The sequence below is a fragment of the Streptomyces sp. PL-25 genome, from assembly GCF_058344915.1.
In genome coordinates, this window is record NZ_CP136997.1 from 5,193,922 (window position 1) to 5,215,463 (window position 21,542).

Consider the following 21,542-nt stretch of genomic DNA (forward strand, 5'->3'; position numbering starts at 1 on the left):
TGCCCTCCGGGCGGACGGCGGGAAGGCGACGGGAAGGCGGTGGGAATGCGACGACCGCGGACCTAGGACCGCGCGTCCGCGTCCCCACCCGGTTCCGCCTCCCCACCCGGTTCCGTGTCCCCGTGCCACGTGTGCCACAGGGCCGCGTACGCGCCGCCCGACGCCACCAGCTCGTCATGGGTGCCCAGTTCGGTCAGCAGGCCGTCCTCCAGCACGGCCACCCGGTCGGCGTCATGGGCGGTGTGCAGCCGGTGCGCGACGGCGATGACCGTACGGCCGCGCAGCACGGCGGCCAGCGCGCGCTCGGTGTGGCGGGCCGTGGCCGGGTCGAGCAGCGCGGTGGCCTCGTCCAGGATCAGGGTGTGCGGATCGGCCAGCACGACCCGGGCCAGGGCGAGTTGCTGGGCCCGGGAGCCGTCGACGGGCCGCGCGCCCGAGCCCAGCTCGGTGTCCAGGCCGTCCGGCAGCTCCCGCACCCAGGAGTCGGCGCCCACCGCGGCCAGCGCCGCCCACAACTGCCCGTCCGTCGCCTCCGGTTCGGCGATCCGCAGATTGTCCCGGACGCTGCCCAGGAACACATGGTGCTCCTGGGTGACCAGGACGACCTGGCGGCGCAGTGTCTCCGGTTCCAGCGCGGCGACCGGCACCCCGCCCACCGTCACCGAGCCCGCGGTCGGCGCGTCCACGCCCGCCAGCAGCCTGGCCAGCGTCGTCTTGCCCGCCCCGGACGGCCCCACCAGGGCCAGCCGCTCCCCGGGCCGCACCGACAGGTCGACGCCGCGCAGCACCTCGCCGCCGCGCTCGTACGCGTACCGGGCCCCGGCCACGTCGATACGGTCGTCCGCCGGTGCGTCGGCGGTCGCCGGGACCGGGCGCGGGGCCTCCGCCAGGCCCTCCACCCGGGCGAAGGAGGCGCCGCTGCTCTGGAGCAGCTCGACATGCATCAGGATCTGGTCCAGCGGCTCCGTGAACTGCCGCAGATACAGGGCGGCGGCCACCACCGCGCCCACCGTCACCGCGCCGTGCGCGTGCAGCGCCCCGCCGGCCAGCAGCACCCCGGCCACGGGCAGCACATAGGACACCTCGACGGCCGGGAAGAACACGCTGCGCAGGAACAGCGTGTGGAACCGGGCGCGCCGGGACTCCTCCAGCGCGTCGCGGCTCGCCGCGATCCGCCGCCCGGCCAGCCCGAACGCCTCGACGGTACGGGCTCCCCGGGCCGTCTCCGCCAGCACCTCGGCGACCTCGGAGCCGGCCGCGCCCTCGCGCAGATAGCCGTCCCTGGCCCGGCGCAGGTACCAGCGCAGCGCGCACCCGACCGGCGCCAGCGTCAGCAGGCCGATCGCCCCGAGCAGCGGGTTCAGCAGGAACACGGCGGCCAGCACGAACACCGCCTGCACGGTGCTGACCAGCAGTTCGGGGCCCACGGTGCGCAAGGTGGTGCCCACGGCGGCCACGTCGGCGGTGCCGCGGGTGGTCAGATCGCCGGTGCCGGCCCGCTCGACCACCGCGGCGGGCAGGGCCAGCGCCCGGTCCACGAACTCCTCGCGCACCCGCGCCAGGGTGCGTTCGCCGAAGCGGTGGCCCGCGTACCGGGCCCAGCGCGCCAGCAGGAGCTGCGCCAGCGCGGCGGCCAGGAGCCCCGCGGCCAGCAGGTCCACGCCGTGCGCCCCGCCGCCGGAGCGCACCTGGTCGATGATCCGGCCGAGCAGCCACGGCCCGGCGAGCCCCGCCGCCGCTGCCAGCACGTTCAGGACGAGGACGCCGGTGAACGCCCGCCCGTCCGCCGCGACCAGACGCAGCGCGGCCCGCCGGACCCGCGCGCGCCCGGCGACCGGCAGCCGGCCCTGGCCCTGGCCCTCGGTACCGTCCGCCGTCATCGCGCGGCCTCCCGCGAGGTGCCCGCGACGGGCGGTTCGGCGTCCGGTTGCGTGTCCCCTTCCGTGTCCCCTTCCGTGTCGCGTGCCACCAGCGCCCGGTAGCCCGGTTCGCGGGCGAGGAGCGCGCGGTGCGAGCCCGTCGCCGCGACCTTGCCCTCGACCAGGTGCAGCACGGTGTCCGCGTGGTCCAGGACCAGCGGGGAGGTGGTGGTGACGAGGGTCGTCCGCCCGGCGCGCGTCTCCCGCAGCCGGGCCGCCACCGCCGCCTCGGTGTGCGCGTCCAGCGCCGAGGTGGGTTCCACGGCGAGCAGCACCTCAGGATCGGCCAGCAGCGCCCGCGCCAGCCGTATCCGCTGGCGCTGGCCGCCGGACAGGCTGCGGCCCTGGGCGGCCACGGCCGTCTCCAGGCCGTCGTCGAGCCCCTGCACGATGTCCTCGGCGGCGGCCGCGTGCAGCGCCCGCGCGATCTCCCGCGGAGCGTGTTCCCGGGGGTCCCCGGGTTCCCGGACCCGCCGGAGTTCCCGGGCGCCGCACACCACCTCCCGCAGCGGACCCGCGAACAGGTCGGCCTCGTTGTCGGCGACCAGGACGCGCTCGCGCACCCCGGCGAGCGCGTACGCGTCCAGAGGGGTCCCGTCCCAGGTCGCCGCCGACGGCGTGTAGCGGCCGAGCCGGTCCACGACCGCCGCCGCGTCGGCGGGGCTCGCGCAGACCAGCGCGGTCAGCCGGCCCGGCCGCACCCGGACGTCCGACTCCGGGTCGTACAGCTCCGCGGGCCGCGGCGGCGGGGGCAGGGTGCCCGTGTCCTCCTGCGGCTCCAGCCGCAGCAGCCGTACGACCCGGCGCGCGGCCACCACACCCCGGTTCAGCTGGTAGCCCGCCTCGACGAAGAACGACACCGGGGTCACCAGGACCGCCACATAGCCGTACACCGACACCAGTTCGCCCACGGTGATCTCGCCGCGGGCGGCCAGCCGGGCCGCCAGCCAGGTCACCACGGCCAGGAACAGCACCGGCAGCCCCGCGCCGAGCGCCTGGAGCCAGCTTGTCACCGCGCCCACCCGGTAGCCCTGCTCGCGCAGCCGCCGCGAGTCGTGCCGGAAGGCGTCCGCGAACAGTGCCTTGCCGCCCAGGCCGCCCAGCACCCGCAGCCCGCCCGCGAGGTCGCCGATGCGCGCGGTCAGCACGCCCTGCCGCTCCCGGTACTCGCCCTCGGCACGTTGCAGCCGCCGGGTCAGCGGCCCCACCAGCAGCGCGGTCAGCGGCGCCCCCAGCAGCACCACGGCGGCCAGCGGCACGGACACCGACAGCAGCAGCCCCGCCACCGCCGCGTAGACGACGACCGCGCCGACCCCGGGACCGACCACGGTCAGGCTCTGGCTGATGGTCTGCACGTCGCCGACGCCGATGGTGACCACCTCCCCGGTGCCCGCCCGGTGCGGCAGCGCCGCGCCCAGCCGCACCACCTGGCCGACAACGACCTTGACGGTGCGGAAGTTGGCGTCCATGCGCACCCGGGTCATCGTGCGGTGCCGCAGGATGCTCAGCCAGGCGTTGACCGCCCCGACCGCGAACAGCGCGCCCGACCACAGGGCCAGCGCCCCCATGTCCCCGCGCTGGAGCCCGTCGTCGACCGCCCGGGACATCAGGTACGGCGTCGCCGCCAGCAGCACCATCCACACACTCGCCAGCAGCGCCCCGGCGAGCGAACGCCCCGGCTGCCGGGTCACCAGCCACCACAGATACCACCACCCGCCCCGGCTGTCGGGCGTGCCCGGGTCCGCGTAGGCGTCGATCACTGGCGCCCCCTCCCTGTCCCGCCTGCCTTGCCTGTCTCGCCTGTCTCCTGCCGTGTCCGGCGCGCACCGGCCGGTGAGGCCGGGTCAGCCGGTGAAGCCGGGCACCACCAGACCGGACTCGTAGGCGATCACCACCGCGTGGGTCCGGTTCTGCGCGCCGAGTTTGGTGAGCACGTTGCCCACGTGGGTCTTCGCCGTCTCCTGGCTCACCGTCAGCGCCCGCGCGATCTCCGGGTTGGACAGCCCGGTGGCCATCAGCCGCAGCACCTCCTCCTCCCGCCCGGTCAGGGCCGCCCGCGGCAGCGCCTCGGCGGAGCCCAGCGGGCGGGCCGCGACCATCCGGCGCAGCGCGGCCGGGAAGAGGATCGCCTCGCCCGCCGCCACCACCCGCACCGCCTCCGCGATCCGCCCGACCGGATACCGCTTGAGGACGAAACCGGCGGCCCCCGCGCCCAGCGCGGCGGTGACATGGCCGTCGTTCTCGAAGGTGGTGATCACCACGACCTTCGGCGGAGCGGGCTCCGCCAGCAGCCGCCGGGTGGCCTCGATGCCGTCGAGGCGCGGCATCCGCACATCCATCAGCACCACGTCCGGCCGCAGCAGCCGCGCCCGCTCGACCGCCTCGACGCCGTCGGCCGCCTCCCCGGTCACGGCAAGACCCGGCTGCGCCGCGAGCAGCGTGCGCAGACCGCTGCGGGTCACCTCGTCGTCGTCCGCGATCAGCAGGGTGACGGGCGCGGCGGCGGATCCGGCGCCGGGGCCGGTCGGGGCGTGCGCGTCCGCGCCGGAACCGGTCATGCCGGCCACCGTACCGGCAGCCGTACCGCCAGCCGCCAGTGGTCCGGTCCCTCCGGGCCGGCCCGGAACTCGCCGTGCAGCAGCCGTACGCGCTCGGCCAGCCCGGACAGCCCGCGCCCGGACGCCGGGAAGGCCCCCGCGCCCGGTCCGGCACCCGACCCGGTGCGGTTCACCACGTCGAGTTCCAGTACGTCCGCACCGGCCGCCACCCGGACCGCGACCGGACCGCCCGCCCCGTGCCGCAGCGCGTTCGTCAGCCCCTCCTGGACGATGCGGTACGCCGCCCGGGAGAGCGTCCCGCGCACCTGCGTGAGGGCGCCCGACAGCTCCGGTTCCACCACCGCCCCCGCGTGCCGCAGCCGGTCCAGCAGCTCGGGCAGATCGGCCAGGGTGCGCACCGGCGCCGTGCCCGCCTCCTGCTCGCGCAGCACGCCCAGGACGTAGTCCAGGTCCTCCAGCGCGGCGCGCGCCGACTCCTCGATGCTGCGCAGCGCGGCCCGCGCCGCCGCCGGGTCGGCGCCGAGCACCTCGCCCGCCACCGCCGCCTGGATGGTCGTCGCCGTCAGCGTGTGCCCGATGGAGTCGTGCAGTTCCTGGGCCAGCCGGTTGCGTTCGGCCAGCCGCAGCTCCCGCTCGGCGGCCAGCGCGAGCCGCTCGGCCGCCGACGGCCCCAGCAGCCTGGGCGCCGCCCGGCGCAGGGTGCCGGTCACCACCGCGCACACCGTCGCCGCCAGCAGCAGGCAGCCGAGCGCCGCCACCCAACTGCCCCAGCCGCCCGTCACCCGCACCGACCGGCCGAACAGGACGAGACCGCCGTCGGCGCCGAGCCAGTTGCCCGGCAGGATCAGCCCGGCGACGATCAGCACGCCGCCCACCAGCGCGCCCGCCCAGCCCAGCGCCACGTGCAGCAGCAGCCACAGCGGGGTCCGCCAGCGGTCGGCACCCGACGCCGGGGCCGGGGCCGCGGGAGCGGTCCCGCCGTCAGGGGCGGCCGCCGGACGGCGCACGGCCGCCGGGTCGGGCAGCGGCACCCGCAGCACCCGGCGGGCGCAGGCGATGAGCATCCGCCGGGTGGTGCGGGCCAGCCCGGCCGCGCCGATGAGCACCGCCCAGACCAGCAGGTCCAGCACGATCTGCGCCCCGTAGGGGGCGAAGCGCCAGAGGGGCGACAGCAGGGCGACGAACGGCAGCAGCGCGATGCTCGCCAGCGCGCCGCAGCATGCGAACAGCGCGCCCGTGTACGTGGAGCCGCGCAGCAGCGGCCGGATTCCCCTGGTCATGGTGCGGCCAGTATGACTGCCCAGGTCACCGGCGTTCTCCCCCGATCGGGGGAGAACCGTTTCCCGCTTCTTCGCGATGTGCGGCCCCGGCCTTCGAGGACAGGATCGTGCCCTGACCCAGCCGACCGGAGGACGACCGATGGACACGTACGCGACGAGGACACCGCACCACCCCGCAGGCCCCGGGCCGGACGCGCGGGCCGGGACCGGCGGGAGGGGCGGCAACGGCCTGACCGTCACCGCCATGGTGCTGGGCGTCGCCGCGCTGACCACGTCGGTCGTCGTCATCGGCGGCCCGCTCGGGATCGTCGGACTGGTCCTGGGCGCCGTCGCGCTGCGGACGGCCGGACGGACCGGCACCGGCCGGGGCATGGCCGTCACCGGCCTGGTGACCTCGGCCGTCGCCGTCGTGGTGTCCGTCCTGGTCGCCGTCCTCGTGGTCTGGTACGCCGACCACACCCAGAAGTGCTACCGGCCCGACAGCTTCCACCAGTACACGCAGTGCGTCCGCGACCAGCTCGGCGGGCACTGACCGGAGCCCGGCCCACCGGCCCCCCACACAGACGAGGGCGGACGAGCCGTACGGCCGACTCCGCCCGGCAAGGACGAGCACGATGACCCACACCCCACGGCGGACGGCCGCCCTGCTGGCCGCCACCGCCGCGACGGCCCTCCTGAGCGCGCTGCCGCCCGTGACGGCCGCCGCCGCACCCCGGACGGCCACGCCGCAGACGTCCCCCTCGCCGGACGCCCTGCGCCCCTACACCGCGCAGCGGCCCCACTGGCGGCGCTGCGACGCCCACCAGCCGGCCGCCTTCCGGTGCGCGACCGTCAAGGTGCCCCTCGACTACGCCGATCCGGGCGGCCGGACGATCGACCTCGCGATATCCCGGCTGGCGGCGGGCGACCCCAAGCAGCGCCGCGGCGTCCTGCTGCTCAACCCCGGCGGCCCCGGCGGCTCGGGCCTGGACCTGCCGGTCGCCCCCGAGCTGGACCTGCCCCAGGACGTGCGGCAGCGCTACGACCTCATCGGGTTCGACCCGCGGGGTGTCGGGCGGAGCACACCCGTCGGCTGCGGTCTCACCGAGGACGAGCAGAACGACGAACGCCCCTACCGGGACGCGACGTTCGCCAAGGACGTGCGGTGGGCCCGTATGGTCGCCGACAAGTGCCGCTCGGCCGCGGGCGGCCTGCTGCCGCACCTCACCACCCGCAACGTCGCCCGCGACATGGACGTCGTCCGTGCCGTGCTCGGCGAGAAGAAGATCTCCTACCTGGGCTACTCCTACGGCACCTACCTCGGCGCCGTCTACGCGCAGCTGTTCCCCCGGCGGGCCGACCGGTTCGTGCTGGACAGCGCGGCCGACCCCACGCTGATCTGGCGGGGCACCTTCCAGGAGATGGCGAGGGGCGCCGAGGCCGCCTTCACCCGGTGGTGCGCGTGGACCGCCGGCCGGGACGCCACCTACCACCTGGGCGCCACCCCGGCCGCGGTCCGGCAGAGCTTCTGGGACCTGGTCCGCCGGGCCGACCGCGACCCCGTCGACTCCGGCGGGCGGCTCCTGACCGGCGACGGCATCCGCTCCGAGCTGCGTCCCGCGTTCGTCCATGTCCGCGTCGCCGCCGAGAAGGTCGCCGAACTGGTGAAGGCGGCCCGGGGCGAGGCGCCGCCCGCCCCCTCCGGCACGGCCGCGCCCACCCCGGACCCGGCCCCCTCGGTGTCCGCCGGGACCGTCCCCGCCGACAACGAGGCCGCGAGCGCCTGGGCCTTCATCTGCGCCGACACCCGCACCTCGTGGCCGCGCGACCCCGAGCGCTACCGCCGCGACGCGATCCGCGACAAGGCGCGCTACCCGCTCTACGGCGACATCGCCTCCACCATCAAGCCGTGCGCCTTCTGGGAGCAGGGCAGCGAGCCCGGCACGACGGTGGACAACGGCGTCGCCGCCCTGATCCTCCAGAACGAGTGGGACTCCCAGACGCCGCTTCCCGGCGCCCGGAACATGCACCGCGCGCTGCACGGCTCCCACATGGTCACGGTCGAGGGCGGCGAGGGGCACGGCGTCTACGGCCTCGGCGGCTCCTGCGCGGACCGGACCGCCACGGCCTACCTGACCACGGGCAGGCTCCCGGCCGGTGACCTGACCTGCCGGACGCCCGCCGGGAAGTAGAACGGGGAGCAGGAACAGCAGGGCACCCTCCCCGCGCGTCCGCTCGCCCACTCGCCCGCCCGCTCAGGCCAGGCTGTCCCGCCAGGCCCGGTGCAGGCGGGCGAACCGGCCGGTGCCCGCGACGAGCGCGGACGGCGGGCCGTCCTCCACGATCCGGCCGTGCTCCATCACCAGGACCCGGTCGGCGATCTCCACCGTGGACAGCCGGTGGGCGATCACCACGGCGGTACGCCCGCGCAGGACCGTGGCCATCGCGCGCTGCACGGCCTGCTCGCCGGGCACGTCCAGCGAACTGGTCGCCTCGTCCAGGATCAGCACCGCCGGATCGGCCAGCAACGCCCGTGCGAAGGACACCAGTTGGCGCTGCCCGGCGGAGATGCGGCCGCCGCGCTTGCGTACGTCCGTGTCGTAGCCGTCGGGCAGGGCGCTGATGAAGTCGTGGGCGCCGATCGCCTTCGCGGCCCGCTCGACCTCCTCGCGGCTCGCCTCGGGGCGGCCCAGGGCGATGTTCTCGGCGACCGTCCCGGAGAACAGGAACGCCTCCTGCGTCACCATCACCACCCCGCGCCGCAGTTCGGGCACGACCAGCTCGCGCAGGTCCGTCCCGTCCAGCAGCACCCGGCCCTCGGTCGGGTCGTAGAAGCGGGCCAGCAGCTTGGCCAGGGTCGACTTGCCCGCGCCCGTGGAGCCGACCACGGCGACGGTCTGCCCGGCCGGGAGCGTCAGGTCGAAGCGGGGCAGCACCTCGCCGCCGGTGCGGTAGGCGAAGCTGACCCCGTCGAAGACCACCTCGCGGCCCGGCAGCGCCGATTTCGGGGGCGGCAGCCGCCGGGGCGCGGACGGCTCCGGCACCGACGGGGTCTGCGCGAGCAGACCCGCGATCTTCTCCAGGGAGGCCGCCGCCGACTGGTAGGAGTTGAGGAACATGCCCAGGCGGTCGATCGGGTCGTACAGCCGCCGCAGGTACAGCACGGCCGCCGCCAGCACCCCCAGCGCCAGCGAGCCGTCCGCCACCCGCCAGGCACCCCACAGCACGATCAGCGCGACCGCGGTGTTCGCCACCAGGCGGGAGCCGACGACATAGCGGGCCATCTCCAGGAGAGCGTCGCCGTTGGCCCGTTCGTGGCGCCGGTTGAGACCGGCGAACGCGGCGTCGTTGGCCGCCTCCCGGCGGAACGCCCGCACCGGCCGGATGCCGTTCATCGTCTCCACGAACTTCACGATGACCGCCGCGATCGCCGTGGACCGTTCCCGGTACACCCGGCCGGCGCGCCGCTGGTAGAGCCGCACCAGCAGGTACAGCGGCACGAACGAGGCCACCGCGACCGCGCCGAGCCCGAGGTCGAGCCAGAGCAGCAGCGCCGCGATGGACACGAAGGACAGGACGACCGTGATCAGCTCCTGGAGGCCCTCGTCGAGCAGTTCGCGCAGCGACTCCACGTCCGTGGTGGACCGGGAGATGAGCCGCCCGGAGGTGTAGCGCTCGTGGAAGTCCACGCTGAGCGCCTGCGCGTGCCGGAAGATACGGCCGCGCAGGTCCAGCAGCACGTCCTGGTTGACCCGGGCGGCGGCCACGATGAACACCCACTGGAGGCCGCCCGAGGCGAGCGCGCACAGCAGATAGCCCGCGGCCACCGCCATGAGCGGCCCGTGGTCGTGGGCGCGGAACGCCGGTACGGCCGTGTCGATGGCGTACGCCACCAGCAGCGGGCCCGCCTGCACGGCCGCCTGCTGGAGCAGCAGCACCAGTGTGGTGACGGCCACCCGGGCCTTCATGGGCGCCAGCAGCGAGCGCAGCAGGGCGCCGGTGGCACCCGGGGGAGCGGGCAGCACGTCCTTGTCGAAGGAGTCGCCGGGGCCGGGCGCGGCGGGGGCGCCGGTGCCGTCGGCCTGCGGCAGGTCCCCGGGGTCCCTGGGGTCCCCGGGGCCCCCGGCGGCCGGGACGGACGTCGTCGGGGCCGTCATCGCTCGTCGTCCTCCTGGGCCGTGTGCTGATCCGTGTGCTGATTCGTGTGCCGGTCCGTGTGCTGGACTGTGTGCTGGTTCGCGGTGTCGTGTCCGCTCGGTTCGCCGGGGGAGGCGGGGGGCCGTCCGCCCGCCATCAGACGCGCGTACTCGGCGTCGGTGCGCAGCAGTTCCTGATGGGTGCCCACGGCCTTGATCCGGCCGCCGGACAGCAGGGCGACACGGTCGGCCAGCAGCACCGTGGAGGGGCGGTGCGCCACGATCAGGGCGGTGGTGCCGGTGAGCACCTGGCGCAGCGCCGCCTCAACGGCGGCCTCGGTGTGCACGTCGAGCGCGGACAGCGGGTCGTCCAGGATCAGGAAGCGCGGCCGGCCCACGACCGCCCGTGCCAGCGCGAGGCGCTGGCGCTGGCCGCCGGACAGGCTCAGGCCCTGCTCGCCGACCTGGGTGGCGGTGCCCCGCGGCAGCGCGTGCACGAAGTCGGCCTGCGCCACGGCCAGGGCGCGGTCCAGCTCGTCGCCGCCCGGCGCGTCCGTGCCGCCCTCGGCGCCCATGAGGACGTTCTCCGCGACGCTCGCGGAGAAGAGCGTGGGTTCCTCGAAGGCGACGGAGACGAGGGTGCGCAGCGTCTCCCGGTCCAGCGCGCGGATGTCCGTGCCGTCCAGGGTGATCCGGCCGGAGGTCACCTCGTGCAGCCGGGGGACGAGCGCGGTCAGCGTGGTCTTGCCGCTTCCGGTCGCACCGACCAGGGCCATCGACTCACCGGGGCGGATGTGCAGGTCGACGCGGTCCAGCAGCGGCGGGGAGCCGGGCGGCGCGTCCGGGTAGCGGAAGCGGACGTCCTCGAAGCGCAGGCCGCCTGCGCGCGTGCCGTTGTCGGCGGTGTCGTCCGCGGTGCCGTCCGCGGGCGGCAGGGCGGGCCCGGCGGACTCCGGCCGCTCGTCCAGCACCTCGAAGTAGCGTTCCGTGGCGGTCGCCGCCTCCTGGCTCATCGCGAGCAGGAAGCCGATCGACTCCACCGGCCAGCGCAGCGCGAGGGCCGTGGACAGGAAGGCGACCAGGGTGCCCGCCGACAGCGAGCCGTCCGAGACCTGGACGGCGCCCACCACCAGCGTGGCGCCGATGGCCACCTCGGGCAGGGTCATGATGACGGCCCAGATCGTCGCCAGCAGCCGCGCCTTGCTCAGCTCGGTGCCGCGCAGGGTGGCCGACAGCTCGCGGAACGCGCGCGCCTGGCTGCGGTGCCGGCCGAACCCCTTGATGACGCGGATGCCGAGCACGCTCTCCTCGACCACCGTCGTCAGGTCACCGACCTGGTCCTGCGCCCGCCGCGCCACCCGCGCGTACCGCCTCTCGAAGAGCGCGCTCAGCACGACCAGCGGCACGGCCGGGGCCAGCATCACCAGGCCCAGCGACCACTCCTGGAGCAGCATGATGACCACGCCCACCAGGATCGTCACGCCGTTGACGAGCAGGAACGTCAGGGGGAAGGCGAGGAACTGGCGCAGCAGCATCAGGTCGGTCGTGCCCCGGGAGAGCAACTGGCCCGACGCCCACCGGTCGTGGAAGGCGATCGGCAGCCGCTGGAGCCGCTCGTAGAGAGCGGCCCGCATCCGCGCCTCGACCCGCGACAGCGGGCGCGCCACCAGCCACCGCCGCAGCCCGAACAGCAGCGCCTCGGCCACGCCGAGCAGCAGCAGGTACAGCGCCCCGAGCCACACCCCGCCCCGGTCCCCGTCGGCGACCGGCCCGTCCACCAGCCACTTCAGCACGAGCGGGATCACCAGCCCCACACAGGAGGCGACGATCGCGACGCCCGCGGCGACGGACAGCCGGGCGCGCACCGGGCGCACGAACGGCCACAGCCGCAGCAGCGTACGGACGGCGGACCGCTCCCCGGGCCCCGGGAGCCCGGAAGGACCGGCGGGTCCGGCGGGTCCGGCGGGTCCGGAGGGATCGGACGGATCGGCGGGACGGTCGGAGCTGACCTCTGCGGGGGCGGGTGTCGTGGTCATCACCTCGGAGACTACGGACCGGCACTGACAACGCCCACCGAGTTTTGGCCGAGCCGCGCTCCGCCGCCGGTCCTACGACCTGCGCACGCTCCCCCGGACCCACCCGCCCGAACCGCCCCCGATCCCGCCGAATCCCCCACCCGGACCCGCCCCCTCCGGCGCCGCCCGCCGGGACCCGACCCCTCCGGGTCCGCCTGCCGGGTTCCGCCCCCTCCGGGCCCGCTTGCCGGGTCCCGACCCCGCCCGGCCGGATCGGACCCCTCCGGGTCCGCTGCCCCGTCCGAGTCCCCGGGACCTGCCCGCCCGGATCCGGCCCCGTTCGCGCGCGCCCGTCCGGCCCCGGGCCTGCCGGGCCCGCTCGCCCGGGATTCAGCCCCTCGGCCCGCCGCTCCTGCCGTCCGGGCTGGGTCCCGGTTCCGCTGGTTCTGCCTTTCCCTCCGGTCCTCGGCCCATCGGGTCCGGCCGCCCCTCCGGTCGGGGCCGGTCCCGGGGCCGGGTGGTCGTAGCGCCGTATCAACCCATCGCGGCGTCCCGTCAACCGATCGGCTGATGCGGCTTCGAGCGCGTCGGGCGATGTGCGCGGGTCCCGTGCGCCGCGACGCTGGTGCCATGTCCATCATCGAAGTCAGCGAACTGCGCAAGTCCTACGGCGGCCGGGCCGTCGTCGACGGCGTCTCCTTCGCCGTCGAGGAGGGTGAGATCTTCGGCGTCCTCGGTCCCAACGGCGCCGGAAAGACCACCACCGTCGAGTGCGTCGAGGGGCTGCGTGTCCCCGACTCCGGCCGGGTCCGGGTCACCGGACTCGACCCGGTGGCCGAACGCAAGCAGGTCGCCCGGGTGCTGGGCGCCCAGCTCCAGCAGAGCGAGCTCCAGGCCAAGCTGACCGTCCGCGAGGCGCTGGAGCTGTACGCCTCCTTCTATCCGCACCCCGCCGACTGGCGCCCGCTCGCCGAGCGGCTGGGGCTCGCCCCGAAGCTCACCACCCGCTTCGCCAAGCTGTCCGGCGGCCAGAAGCAGCGGCTGTTCATCGCGCTGGCCCTCATCGGCAACCCCCGGGTCGTCGTCCTGGACGAGCTGACCACCGGGCTCGACCCGCGCGCCCGGCGCGACACCTGGCAGCTCATCGAGGACGTCCGGGCGAGCGGCGTCACCGTGCTGCTCGTCACGCACTTCATGGAGGAGGCGCAGCGGCTGTGCGACCGGATCGCCGTGATCGACCAGGGCCGGGTCGCCGCCCTGGACACCCCGCAGGGGCTGATCCGGCGCTCGGCGGGCGCCACCGTCATCAGCTTCACCCCGTCCGCGCCGGTGGACGAGGGTGACCTGAACGCGCTGCCCGAACTGGCCTCGGTGGCGTTCAAGGACGGACGGATCACGCTGTCCGGCACCGACGCCACCGTCAACGCCGTCATCACGCTGCTCGCCCGCCACCACATCACCGCCCACCAGCTCCGCGTCAGCGACGCCACGCTCGACGACGCGTTCCTCGACCTGACGGAGGCCGCCGCATGAGTTCCGCCGCTTTCGACCCCGCCGTACTGCGCACCGAGGCCCGGCTGTTCCGCCGGGAACCCGGCGCGATCTTCTGGATCCTGCTGTTCCCCACCCTGCTGCTGGGCATCCTCGGCTCCATCCCGTCCTTCCGGGAGCACGACGACTCGCTCGGCGGGCTGCGGCTCGTCGACACCTACGTACCGGTCGCGGTGCTGCTCGGGCTGATCCTCGGCGGGCTCCAGGCCATGCCCCAGGTCCTCACCGGCTACCGCGAGCGCGGCATCCTGCGCCGGATGTCGGCCACCCCGGTCCGGCCCGTGGTGCTGCTCACCGCGCACATGGTGGTCTTCGCGGGCGCGGCCCTGTGCTCGGCGGTGCTCGCCCTGCTCGTGGGCCGGATCGCCTTCGGCGTCCGCCTGCCCGAGCAGCCCTTCGGCTACGCGCTCGCCCTGCTGCTGGCCGTCGCGGTCGCCCTCGCGCTCGGCTCGGTCATCTCCGCGCTCTCGCGCACCACGAAGATCGCCGGTGCGGTGGGCAGCGCGGTGCTCTTCCCGATGATGTTCTGCGCGGGACTGTGGGTGCCGGTGCGGGCCATGCCCCACGTGCTCGCCCGCTCCGTCGGTTACACCCCCTTCGGCGCGGCGGCCCAGGCCCTGGACCAGGCCGCCGCCGGACACTGGCCGGGCTGGACGCACCTGGCCGTGCTCGTCGCCTGGACGGTGCTGCTCACCGCCGGTGCCGCCCGCTGGTTCCGCTGGGAATGACCGGCGGCCCCGCCCCGTCCGGCGCCGTACCGGACACTGGGCGCATGACGAGTGCCGAGTGGAAGCAGCCGCGCGCGACCTTCGACGGATGGGGGCCGTACGCGCTGCTCGGCGTGGCCGTGCTGACCTCGGCGGGCGCGGCGGCCGGGATCGGCATGAGCCGGACGGAGATCTGGCTGGCCCTGGTCCTGACCGGTGTCGCGCTGGCCCTCCAGGTGGGCTGGCGGCGCTGGTCGCGGACCCGGCCGGAGCCGGGGCGGGTCAGCGCCTGCCTGTACTTCGTGCGCTGGGCGCTCGGCTTCGTCCTGACCTGGCTCAACCCGTTCTTCGCCTTCTACGCCGTGGCCGGCTACTACACCGCCGCCCGGCAACTGCCGCCCAGGCTCGTGCTGCCCGGCCTGTGCCTGACCGCCGTCACCATGGCCGGCAGCGAGATCGGGGGCATGCCGCCGCACGGCACGATCCTGTGGCTGGGCTTCCTCGTCGTGCTCGGCGCGAACATCGCCCTGGTCGCGGTCTTCACCCGGTTCGCCGAGCAGGAGGAGGCCCGGAGCCGGGCCCAGGCGTCCACCATCGCCGAGCTGGAACGCACCAACGCCGCCCTCCAGCAGGCCCTCGACGAGAACGCCGCGCTGCACGCCCAGCTCCTCGTGCAGGCCCGCGAGGCGGGCGTCGCCGACGAACGCCGCCGGCTGGCCGCCGAGATCCACGACACCCTCGCGCAGGGGCTGACCGGCATCATCGCCCAGCTGCGGGTGGTGACGAACACCACCGACCGGGCCGCCGCCCGCGCGCACGTGGAGCGCGCCATGGAACTGGCCCGGCACAGCCTGGGCGAGGCCCGCCGCTCGGTGCACAACCTCGCCCCGGTCGCCCTCGCCGACGCCGGACTGCCCGAGGCGCTGCGCGACACCGTCGCCGAGTGGGGCGAACGCACCGGCTGCCGGGCCGACTTCACCCTGACCGGCACCAGCGAGCAGGTGCACGACGAGGTCTCGGCGACGCTGCTGCGCATCGCCCAGGAGTCCCTGTCCAACGCGGCCCGGCACGCCCGCGCCACCCGGGTCGGCGTCACCCTGTCCTACATGGGCGACGAGATCTCCCTCGACGTACGCGACGACGGCCGCGGCTTCGACCCGCTCGCCGTGCCCGCCCGCACCCGGGCCGGCGGTTTCGGCCTGGACGGCATGCGGGCCCGCGCCGAACGCATCGCGGGCTCCCTCACCATCGAGTCGGAACCGGGCCACGGCACGGCCGTCTCGGCTCGCGTACCGTTGGTGGGCGATGACCGATGACACCCCCATCTCGCTGCTGATCGTCGACGACCACCCGGTCGTACGGGACGGTCTGCGCGGCATGTTCGAGGCCACCCCCGGATTCACCGTGCTCGGCGAGGCGACGGGCGGTGCGGAGGCGGTGGAGAAGGCCGCCGCGCTCGACCCGGACGTCGTCCTCATGGACCTGCGGATGCCGGGCGGTTCCGGCGTCGACGCCATCCGGGAGCTGACCCGTCGCGGCGCCCGCGCCAAGGTGCTCGTGCTGACGACGTACGACACCGACTCCGACACCCTGCCCGCGATCGAGGCGGGCGCCACGGGCTATCTGCTCAAGGACGCCCCGCGCGACGACCTGCTCGCCGCCGTCCGGGCCGCCGCCGAGGGCCGTTCGGTGCTCTCCCCGGCCGTCGCCTCCCGGCTGGTCTCCGCGGTCCGCGCCCCCGCCGCGGGCAGCGAACCGCTGTCGGCGCGCGAGCGCGAGGTGCTGGTGCTGGTCGCCCGGGGCACCTCCAACCGGGAGATCGCGCGCGAGCTGTTCATCAGCGAGGCCACCGTCAAGACCCACCTCACCCACCTGTACGCCAAGCTCGGTGTCAAGGACCGGGCGGCGGCCGTCGCGGTCGCCTACGACCGGGGGATCCTGGGCTGACCCGCCCCGGCAGCCCCGGCCGCCCCGGCAGCCCCGGCCTTCTCAGGCGGCGACCCGGAGCAGCAGCACCGTGCGCCCCGGCACGGTGACCGGCGCCCCCGCCCGCAGGACCCGGCCGGGAGCCTCGGCCTGCTCCTCGCCGCCGGTGTCCACGACCACCTCGTAGCGCTCGGCCCACGGCGGCCCCGGCGGCGTGAACTCCGCCGGGCCCGGACCGGCGTGCAGGACGAGGAGGAAGCTGTCGTCGCGCACCGGCTCGCCCCGCTCGTCGCCGCCCGGGATGTCCCGGCCGGACAGATACATGCCCAGTGTGGCGGCGGGCGCGTACCAGTCGCCCTCCGTCATCTCGGTGCCGCCCGCGGTGAACCAGGCCACGTCCCGCAGCCCGTCCGGCGCCTGCGCGCGCCCGGAGAAGAACGTCCGGCGGCGCAGCACCGGGTGCGCGCGGCGCAGCGCGATCAGCCGGGCGGTCAGCTCGGACAGCGCCCGCCAGCCCGGATCGTCCAGGAGCGTCCAGTCCAGCCAGCCGGTCTCGTTGTCCTGGCAGTACGCGTTGTTGTTGCCGCGCTGGGTGCGGCCCAGCTCGTCGCCCGCCACCAGCATCGGCACGCCCGTGGACAGCAGCAGCGTGGCCAGCAGGTTGCGCAGTTGTCTGCGGCGCAGCGCCCGGATCCCCTCGTCGTCGCTCTCGCCCTCCGCCCCGCAGTTCCAGGAGCGGTTGTCGTCCGTGCCGTCCCGGTTGCCCTCGCCGTTGGCCTCGTTGTGCTTGCGGTCGTAGGAGACCAGGTCGCGCAGGGTGAAACCGTCGTGCGCGGTGACGAAGTTGACCGAGGCGCAGGGGCCGCGCCCGCCCCAGGCGTACAGGTCGCTGGAGCCGGACAGCCGGTAGCCCATCTCCCGTACGTCCGGCAGGGCGTGGCGCCAGAAGTCCCGTACGGCGTCGCGGTAGCGGTCGTTCCACTCCGCCCACGGCGGCGGGAACGCCCCCACCTGGTAGCCGCCGGAGCCGATGTCCCACGGCTCGGCGATCAGCTTGACCTCGCGCAGCACCGGGTCCTGGGCGAGGGCGGCGAGGAAGGGCGAGCGCATGTCGACGCCGTGCGCGGAGCGGGCCAGCGCGGCGGCCAGGTCGAAGCGGAAGCCGTCCACGCCCATCTCGGTCACCCAGTGCCGCAGCGAGTCGGTGATCAGGCGCAGCACGTGCGGCTGCGTGGTGTCCAGGGTGTTGCCGCAGCCGGTGAAGTCGGCGTACCGGCGGGCGTCCGGGGCGAGGCGGTAGGAGCGCTGGTTGTCGACGCCCTTCAGGGACAGCGTCGGACCGTACTGGCCGGACTCGGCGGTGTGGTTGTAGACCACGTCGAGGATGACTTCGATGCCGGCCGCGTGCAGGGAGCGCACCATCCGCTTGAACTCGCCGACCTGCTGGCCCGCGGTGCCCGAGGCGGAGTAGCCGCCGTGCGGGGCGAAGTAGCCGATCGAGTTGTAGCCCCAGTGGTTGCGCAGGCCACGGGCGAGCAGATGGTCCTCGTGGGCGAACTGGTGCACCGGCAGCAGCTCCACCGCCGTCACGCCCAGCTTCACCAGGTGCGCGATCGCCGCCGGGTGGGCGAGACCGGCGTAGGTGCCGCGCAGCTCCGGGGGGATGTCCGGGTGCAGCCTGGTGAAGCCGCGCACATGCAGCTCGTAGAGGACCGTGTCCGCCCACGGAGTGCCGGGGCGGTGGTCGCCCGGCCGGTCGCCGTCGTCCGCGACCACCACGCCCTTGGGGACGAAGGGCGCCGAGTCGCGGTCGTCGCGCACGGTGTCGGCGACCTGCTGGTCCGGCCAGTCCCGGACGTGCCCGTAGACCTCCGGCGGCAGCCCGAACTCACCGTCCACCGCGCGCGCGTACGGGTCGAGCAGCAGCTTCGCCGGGTTCCAGCGGGCGCCGGTCCAGGGGTCCCAGCGGCCGTGCACCCGGAAGCCGTAGCGGCGGCCGGGCCGCACGCCGGGGACGAAGCCGTGCCAGATCTCGTGCGTCAGCTCGGGCAGACGGGCGCGGGTCTCCCGGCCGTCCTCGTCGAAGAGGCAGACGTCCACGGCCTCGGCGCCACCCGCCCACAGCGCGAAGTTGGTCCCGGCGACGCCGTCCGGGCCGATCCGGAAGCGGGCGCCCAGCGGGGCCGGGCCGCCCGGCCACACGGGTCCGGCGGACGGCGGACCGGCCCGCCGTCCTCCGCTCACGGCGACGGCCGGACCCGCCCCCGCACCGGTTCGTGCGCCGCCACCGCCCACGTCGGCGGCGCACGCCTCGGCACCGCGCCCGTCGTCGCGGGTTCCGGTGCCGTCACCGGCGCGCCCGCTCGCGGGGGCGCGCCCGTCGCGGTCGGCGGGTGCGCTCCCGGCGGTGTGCCCGTTCCCGGTGGCGTGCCCGTCCGCCACCGCCTCCTGCCCGGCTGCGCTGGACACCAGGTCGGCCCCTCGTTCTCGGCTGATGCGGCTCGTGCGGTTTCTGCGCCTTCTACGCCTTCTACGCCTTCTACGCCTTGTGCGGCTCCTGCGGCCCGTGCGGCTCCGTTCCTTCCGTGGCTCCGTCCGGCGTGGCTGCCGGGCGGCGGCACTCTCCCCACTGTTCTGCCCAGCGCGCGGCTCGCACTCACGTTTCCCCGGAGCGGGCCGGTCGTTGGGCAGCGCGTGAGGCACGTACAAGGGCGCGCACGGCGCGCGGGGGCCGCGCTGGCCGCCGTACTGACATGGGCGGCACTGCTCGCGGCCGGGGCCGCCGGCTGCACCTCGGACGCTCCCCGGGGAGTCTCGGGCCGACCCCCCGAGCGCACGGACACGGTCCACGTCTCGCCGGACGACGGCACCCGGGGCGTCCGGCCCGGCACCCGGCTGCGGGTACGGGCCGCCGGGGGGCGCCTGGAGTCCGTCAGGGTCGTGCGGTCCCGGGACGGGCAGGACACCCCGGTGCCCGGACACCTCTCCGGCGACCGCCGGACCTGGCGGCCCGACGACGACACGCTCGCCCTCGCCGCCGGGTACACGGTCGACGCGGTGGCCGTCGACGGCGACGGCCGGCGCTCCGCCCGGCGCACCGCCTTCACCACCTACGTCCCCGACGAACGCCTCCTCGCCTACGTCACCCCCGAGAACCGCGCCGTCGTCGGCACCGGCATGATCGTCTCGCTGGCCTTCAGCCGGGAGATCACCGACCGGGCCGCCGTCCAGCGCGCCGTCCGGGTCACCGCGCGGCCGCCCGTGGAGATCCGTCCGCACTGGTTCGGCGGCAGCCGTCTGGACTTCCGCCCCGAGCGCTACTGGAAGCCCGGCACCCAGGTCACCGTCGCCCTGCGGCTGCGCGACGTCCGGGCGGCCCGCGGGGTCTACGGGATCCAGCACAAGTCCTTCTCGTTCACGGTCGGCCGCAGCCAGACCTCCCTGGTCGACGCGGCGGCGCACACCATGCAGGTGCGCCGCGACGGCGCCCTGCTGGCCACCGTGCCCGTCACGGCCGGGGCGCCGGACCACCCCACCTACAACGGCAGGATGGTGGTGATGGAGATGCTGGACGTCACCCGGATGAACGGCCGGACGGTGGGCTTCGGCGGCGAGTACGACATCGCCGACGTCCCGCACGCCATGCGGCTCACCGACTCCGGTACGTTCCTGCACGGCAACTACTGGTCGGTGCCGGACCCGTTCGGCCGCGCGAACGTCTCCCACGGCTGCGTCGGCCTGAAGGACGTCAAGGGCGGCGGCTCCGACACCCCGGCGGGCTGGTTCTTCGACCGCAGCCTCGTCGGGGACGTGGTGGAGGTCGTCCACAGCGACGACAAGACGGTTGCCGCGAGCAACGGTCTGGGCGGCTGGAACATGGACTGGGCGCACTGGACGGCGGGCAGCGCGCTCAAGTGACCTTCCGCCAGGGCCGGTTGACGACAGACCGGCGGCGTGCGCGGCACCTCGCGCCGGGCCCGGCGGACCCCTTCCCCGCCGCCGTGTCCGGAGGCTGTTGAACCTGGAACGGAACAGTGACATTCGGCTGACGATCTGCTCATGACCTTGTGGTTACTATGCGCCGATGTGCGCGGTAGGCGCTGGGGCTCGGGCCTGACCGGCCCGGGGGAGGAGACGAAGGTGAACGTGCGGCCTATTACGGGGGCGTCGGCGGGGACGGGCCGGCGACCGGGCCGAGGGGGACGACGGGGGAGCACGGGAGCGCTGGCGCTGGTCTCCGGCGCGCTGCTCCTCGCGGTCACGGCCTGCGGCGGCGGTGACTCCGACGTGAACGGCGCGGGCACGGGCAAGGACGCCGGTGCCGCCGCCGAGAGCAAGCAGTCGCAGGCGGTGCTCAGCGTCGCGCCCAAGGACGGTTCGACGTCCGTCGACACCAGCGGCGCGCTGAAGGTCGGCGTGAGCAAGGGGACGCTCACCCAGGTCGTCGTCAAGGACGCCAAGGGCGCCGAGATAGCGGGGAAGATATCCGGCGGCACCACCTGGACGCCGTCGACCCATCTGGCCGCCTCGACCAAGTACACGGTCCACGCCGTCGCCAAGGACGCCGAGGGCCGGCAGGCGGCCCAGGACAGCAGCTTCACCACCCTGACGCCGAAGAACACCTTCATCGGCAACTTCACCCCCGAGGACGGCTCCACCGTCGGGGTCGGGATGCCGTTCTCCGTCAACTTCACCCGGGGCATCACGCACCCGGAGGCCGTCGAGAAGGCCATCGAGGTCAAGACCGAGCCGGCCGTCGACGTCGAGGGCCACTGGTTCGGCAACGACCGGCTCGACTTCCGCCCCGAGCAGTACTGGAAGTCCGGCACCAAGGTCACCGTCAAGCTCAGCCTGGACGGCGTGGAGGGCCGCCCCGGCGTCTACGGCAAGCAGTCCAAGACCATTTCCTTCACCATCGGCCGCAACCAGGTGTCCGTCGTGGACGCCAAGAAGCACACGATGAAGGTCACCCAGGACGGCAAGACCGTGAAGACCCTCCCGGTCACCACCGGCAAGCCCGGCTACGACACCTGGAACGGCCGGATGGTCATCAGCGAGAAGCTCTCGGTCACCCGGATGAACGGCGAGACCGTCGGCTACGGCGGCGAGTACGACATCAAGGACGTCCCGCACGCCATCCGCCTGACCACCTCGGGCACCTTCGCGCACGGCAACTACTGGGGCGGCGACGCCTTCGGCAACTACAACTCCAGCCACGGCTGCATCGGCCTGCGCGACGTGCGCGGCGGCGGGGACAGCTCCACGCCCGCCGCCTGGTTCTTCAACCACTCGATGATCGGCGACGTGGTCGAGGTCGAGAACGCCCACGAGAAGACCGTGGCCCCGGACAACGGCTACAACGGCTGGAACATGCCGTGGCAGAGGTGGAAGTCGTAGCGGACCGCCGCCCGCGCCCCTGACGGGGAGCGCGGATCCGTCCCCCGGCCCCGGTGTGCCGCCGCGCACACCGG

General features: G+C 75.0%; 15 protein-coding genes. 8 read left to right on the forward strand and 7 right to left on the reverse strand.

Annotated features, from left to right (window positions below; genetic code table 11):
- Positions 1-62: 62 nt before the first annotated feature.
- From R4Z62_RS23540 to R4Z62_RS23555, 4 genes are all read right to left on the reverse strand, one after another.
- Positions 63-1,880, reverse strand: coding sequence for an ABC transporter ATP-binding protein (locus R4Z62_RS23540; RefSeq protein ID WP_491520818.1), 1,818 nt, complete (start codon positions 1,878-1,880; stop codon positions 63-65).
- Positions 1,877-3,679: an ABC transporter transmembrane domain-containing protein gene (locus R4Z62_RS23545; protein WP_491520819.1), complete on the reverse strand. Its 1,803-nt coding sequence runs from the start codon at positions 3,677-3,679 to the stop codon at positions 1,877-1,879. The genes R4Z62_RS23540 and R4Z62_RS23545 overlap by 4 nt, the downstream gene beginning before the upstream one ends.
- A gap of 84 nt (positions 3,680-3,763) precedes the next feature.
- A complete protein-coding gene (locus R4Z62_RS23550) occupies positions 3,764-4,477 on the reverse strand; it encodes a response regulator transcription factor (protein WP_491520820.1) in 714 nt (237 codons plus the stop codon).
- Positions 4,474-5,757: a sensor histidine kinase gene (locus R4Z62_RS23555; protein ID WP_491520821.1), complete on the reverse strand. Its 1,284-nt coding sequence runs from the start codon at positions 5,755-5,757 to the stop codon at positions 4,474-4,476. The genes R4Z62_RS23550 and R4Z62_RS23555 overlap by 4 nt, the downstream gene beginning before the upstream one ends.
- A gap of 139 nt (positions 5,758-5,896) precedes the next feature.
- Between R4Z62_RS23555 and R4Z62_RS23560 the strand changes: the two genes are divergently transcribed.
- Together R4Z62_RS23560 and R4Z62_RS23565 are read left to right on the forward strand one after the other, a co-directional pair.
- Positions 5,897-6,289, forward strand: coding sequence for a DUF4190 domain-containing protein (locus R4Z62_RS23560; RefSeq protein ID WP_355479613.1), 393 nt, complete (start codon positions 5,897-5,899; stop codon positions 6,287-6,289).
- 82 nt (positions 6,290-6,371) lie between these two features.
- Positions 6,372-7,928 carry an alpha/beta hydrolase gene (locus R4Z62_RS23565; RefSeq protein WP_491520822.1) on the forward strand — a complete coding sequence of 519 codons (1,557 nt, stop codon included), beginning with the start codon at positions 6,372-6,374 and terminating at the stop codon, positions 7,926-7,928.
- A gap of 63 nt (positions 7,929-7,991) precedes the next feature.
- On the opposite strand, the gene R4Z62_RS23570 is transcribed toward R4Z62_RS23565, so the two are convergent.
- Together R4Z62_RS23570 and R4Z62_RS23575 are read right to left on the reverse strand one after the other, a co-directional pair.
- Complete coding sequence (locus R4Z62_RS23570) at positions 7,992-9,893, reverse strand: ABC transporter ATP-binding protein (RefSeq protein ID WP_491520823.1); 1,902 nt, start codon at positions 9,891-9,893, stop codon at positions 7,992-7,994.
- Positions 9,890-11,908: an ABC transporter ATP-binding protein gene (locus tag R4Z62_RS23575; RefSeq protein WP_491520824.1), complete on the reverse strand. Its 2,019-nt coding sequence runs from the start codon at positions 11,906-11,908 to the stop codon at positions 9,890-9,892. The genes R4Z62_RS23570 and R4Z62_RS23575 overlap by 4 nt, the downstream gene beginning before the upstream one ends.
- A gap of 609 nt (positions 11,909-12,517) precedes the next feature.
- On the opposite strand from R4Z62_RS23575, the gene R4Z62_RS23580 reads away from it, so the two are divergent.
- The 4 genes from R4Z62_RS23580 to R4Z62_RS23595 are packed head-to-tail and all read left to right on the forward strand — an operon-like array spanning position 12,518 to position 16,092.
- Positions 12,518-13,420, forward strand: coding sequence for an ABC transporter ATP-binding protein (locus tag R4Z62_RS23580; protein WP_491520825.1), 903 nt, complete (start codon positions 12,518-12,520; stop codon positions 13,418-13,420).
- Positions 13,417-14,166 (forward strand): ABC transporter permease, encoded by a 750-nt coding sequence (locus tag R4Z62_RS23585; RefSeq protein ID WP_382848497.1) that lies wholly within the window; start codon positions 13,417-13,419, stop codon positions 14,164-14,166. Before R4Z62_RS23580 ends, R4Z62_RS23585 begins: the two co-directional genes overlap by 4 nt.
- A 44-nt stretch (positions 14,167-14,210) precedes the next feature.
- Positions 14,211-15,461, forward strand: a complete 1,251-nt coding sequence (locus R4Z62_RS23590) for a sensor histidine kinase (RefSeq protein WP_491520826.1) — start codon at positions 14,211-14,213, stop codon at positions 15,459-15,461.
- A complete protein-coding gene (locus tag R4Z62_RS23595; RefSeq protein WP_382848500.1) occupies positions 15,451-16,092 on the forward strand; it encodes a response regulator in 642 nt (213 codons plus the stop codon). The genes R4Z62_RS23590 and R4Z62_RS23595 overlap by 11 nt, the downstream gene beginning before the upstream one ends.
- Before the next feature lie 42 nt (positions 16,093-16,134).
- Here the strand turns inward: R4Z62_RS23595 and glgX are convergent, their stop codons facing one another.
- A complete protein-coding gene (gene glgX / locus R4Z62_RS23600; protein ID WP_491520827.1) occupies positions 16,135-18,540 on the reverse strand; it encodes a glycogen debranching protein GlgX in 2,406 nt (801 codons plus the stop codon).
- A gap of 225 nt (positions 18,541-18,765) precedes the next feature.
- Between glgX and R4Z62_RS23605 the strand changes: the two genes are divergently transcribed.
- Positions 18,766-19,989: a L,D-transpeptidase gene (locus R4Z62_RS23605; RefSeq protein WP_491520828.1), complete on the forward strand. Its 1,224-nt coding sequence runs from the start codon at positions 18,766-18,768 to the stop codon at positions 19,987-19,989.
- A 222-nt stretch (positions 19,990-20,211) separates the two neighbouring features.
- Positions 20,212-21,468, forward strand: a complete 1,257-nt coding sequence (locus R4Z62_RS23610; protein WP_491521918.1) for a L,D-transpeptidase — start codon at positions 20,212-20,214, stop codon at positions 21,466-21,468.
- Positions 21,469-21,542 lie beyond the last annotated feature (74 nt).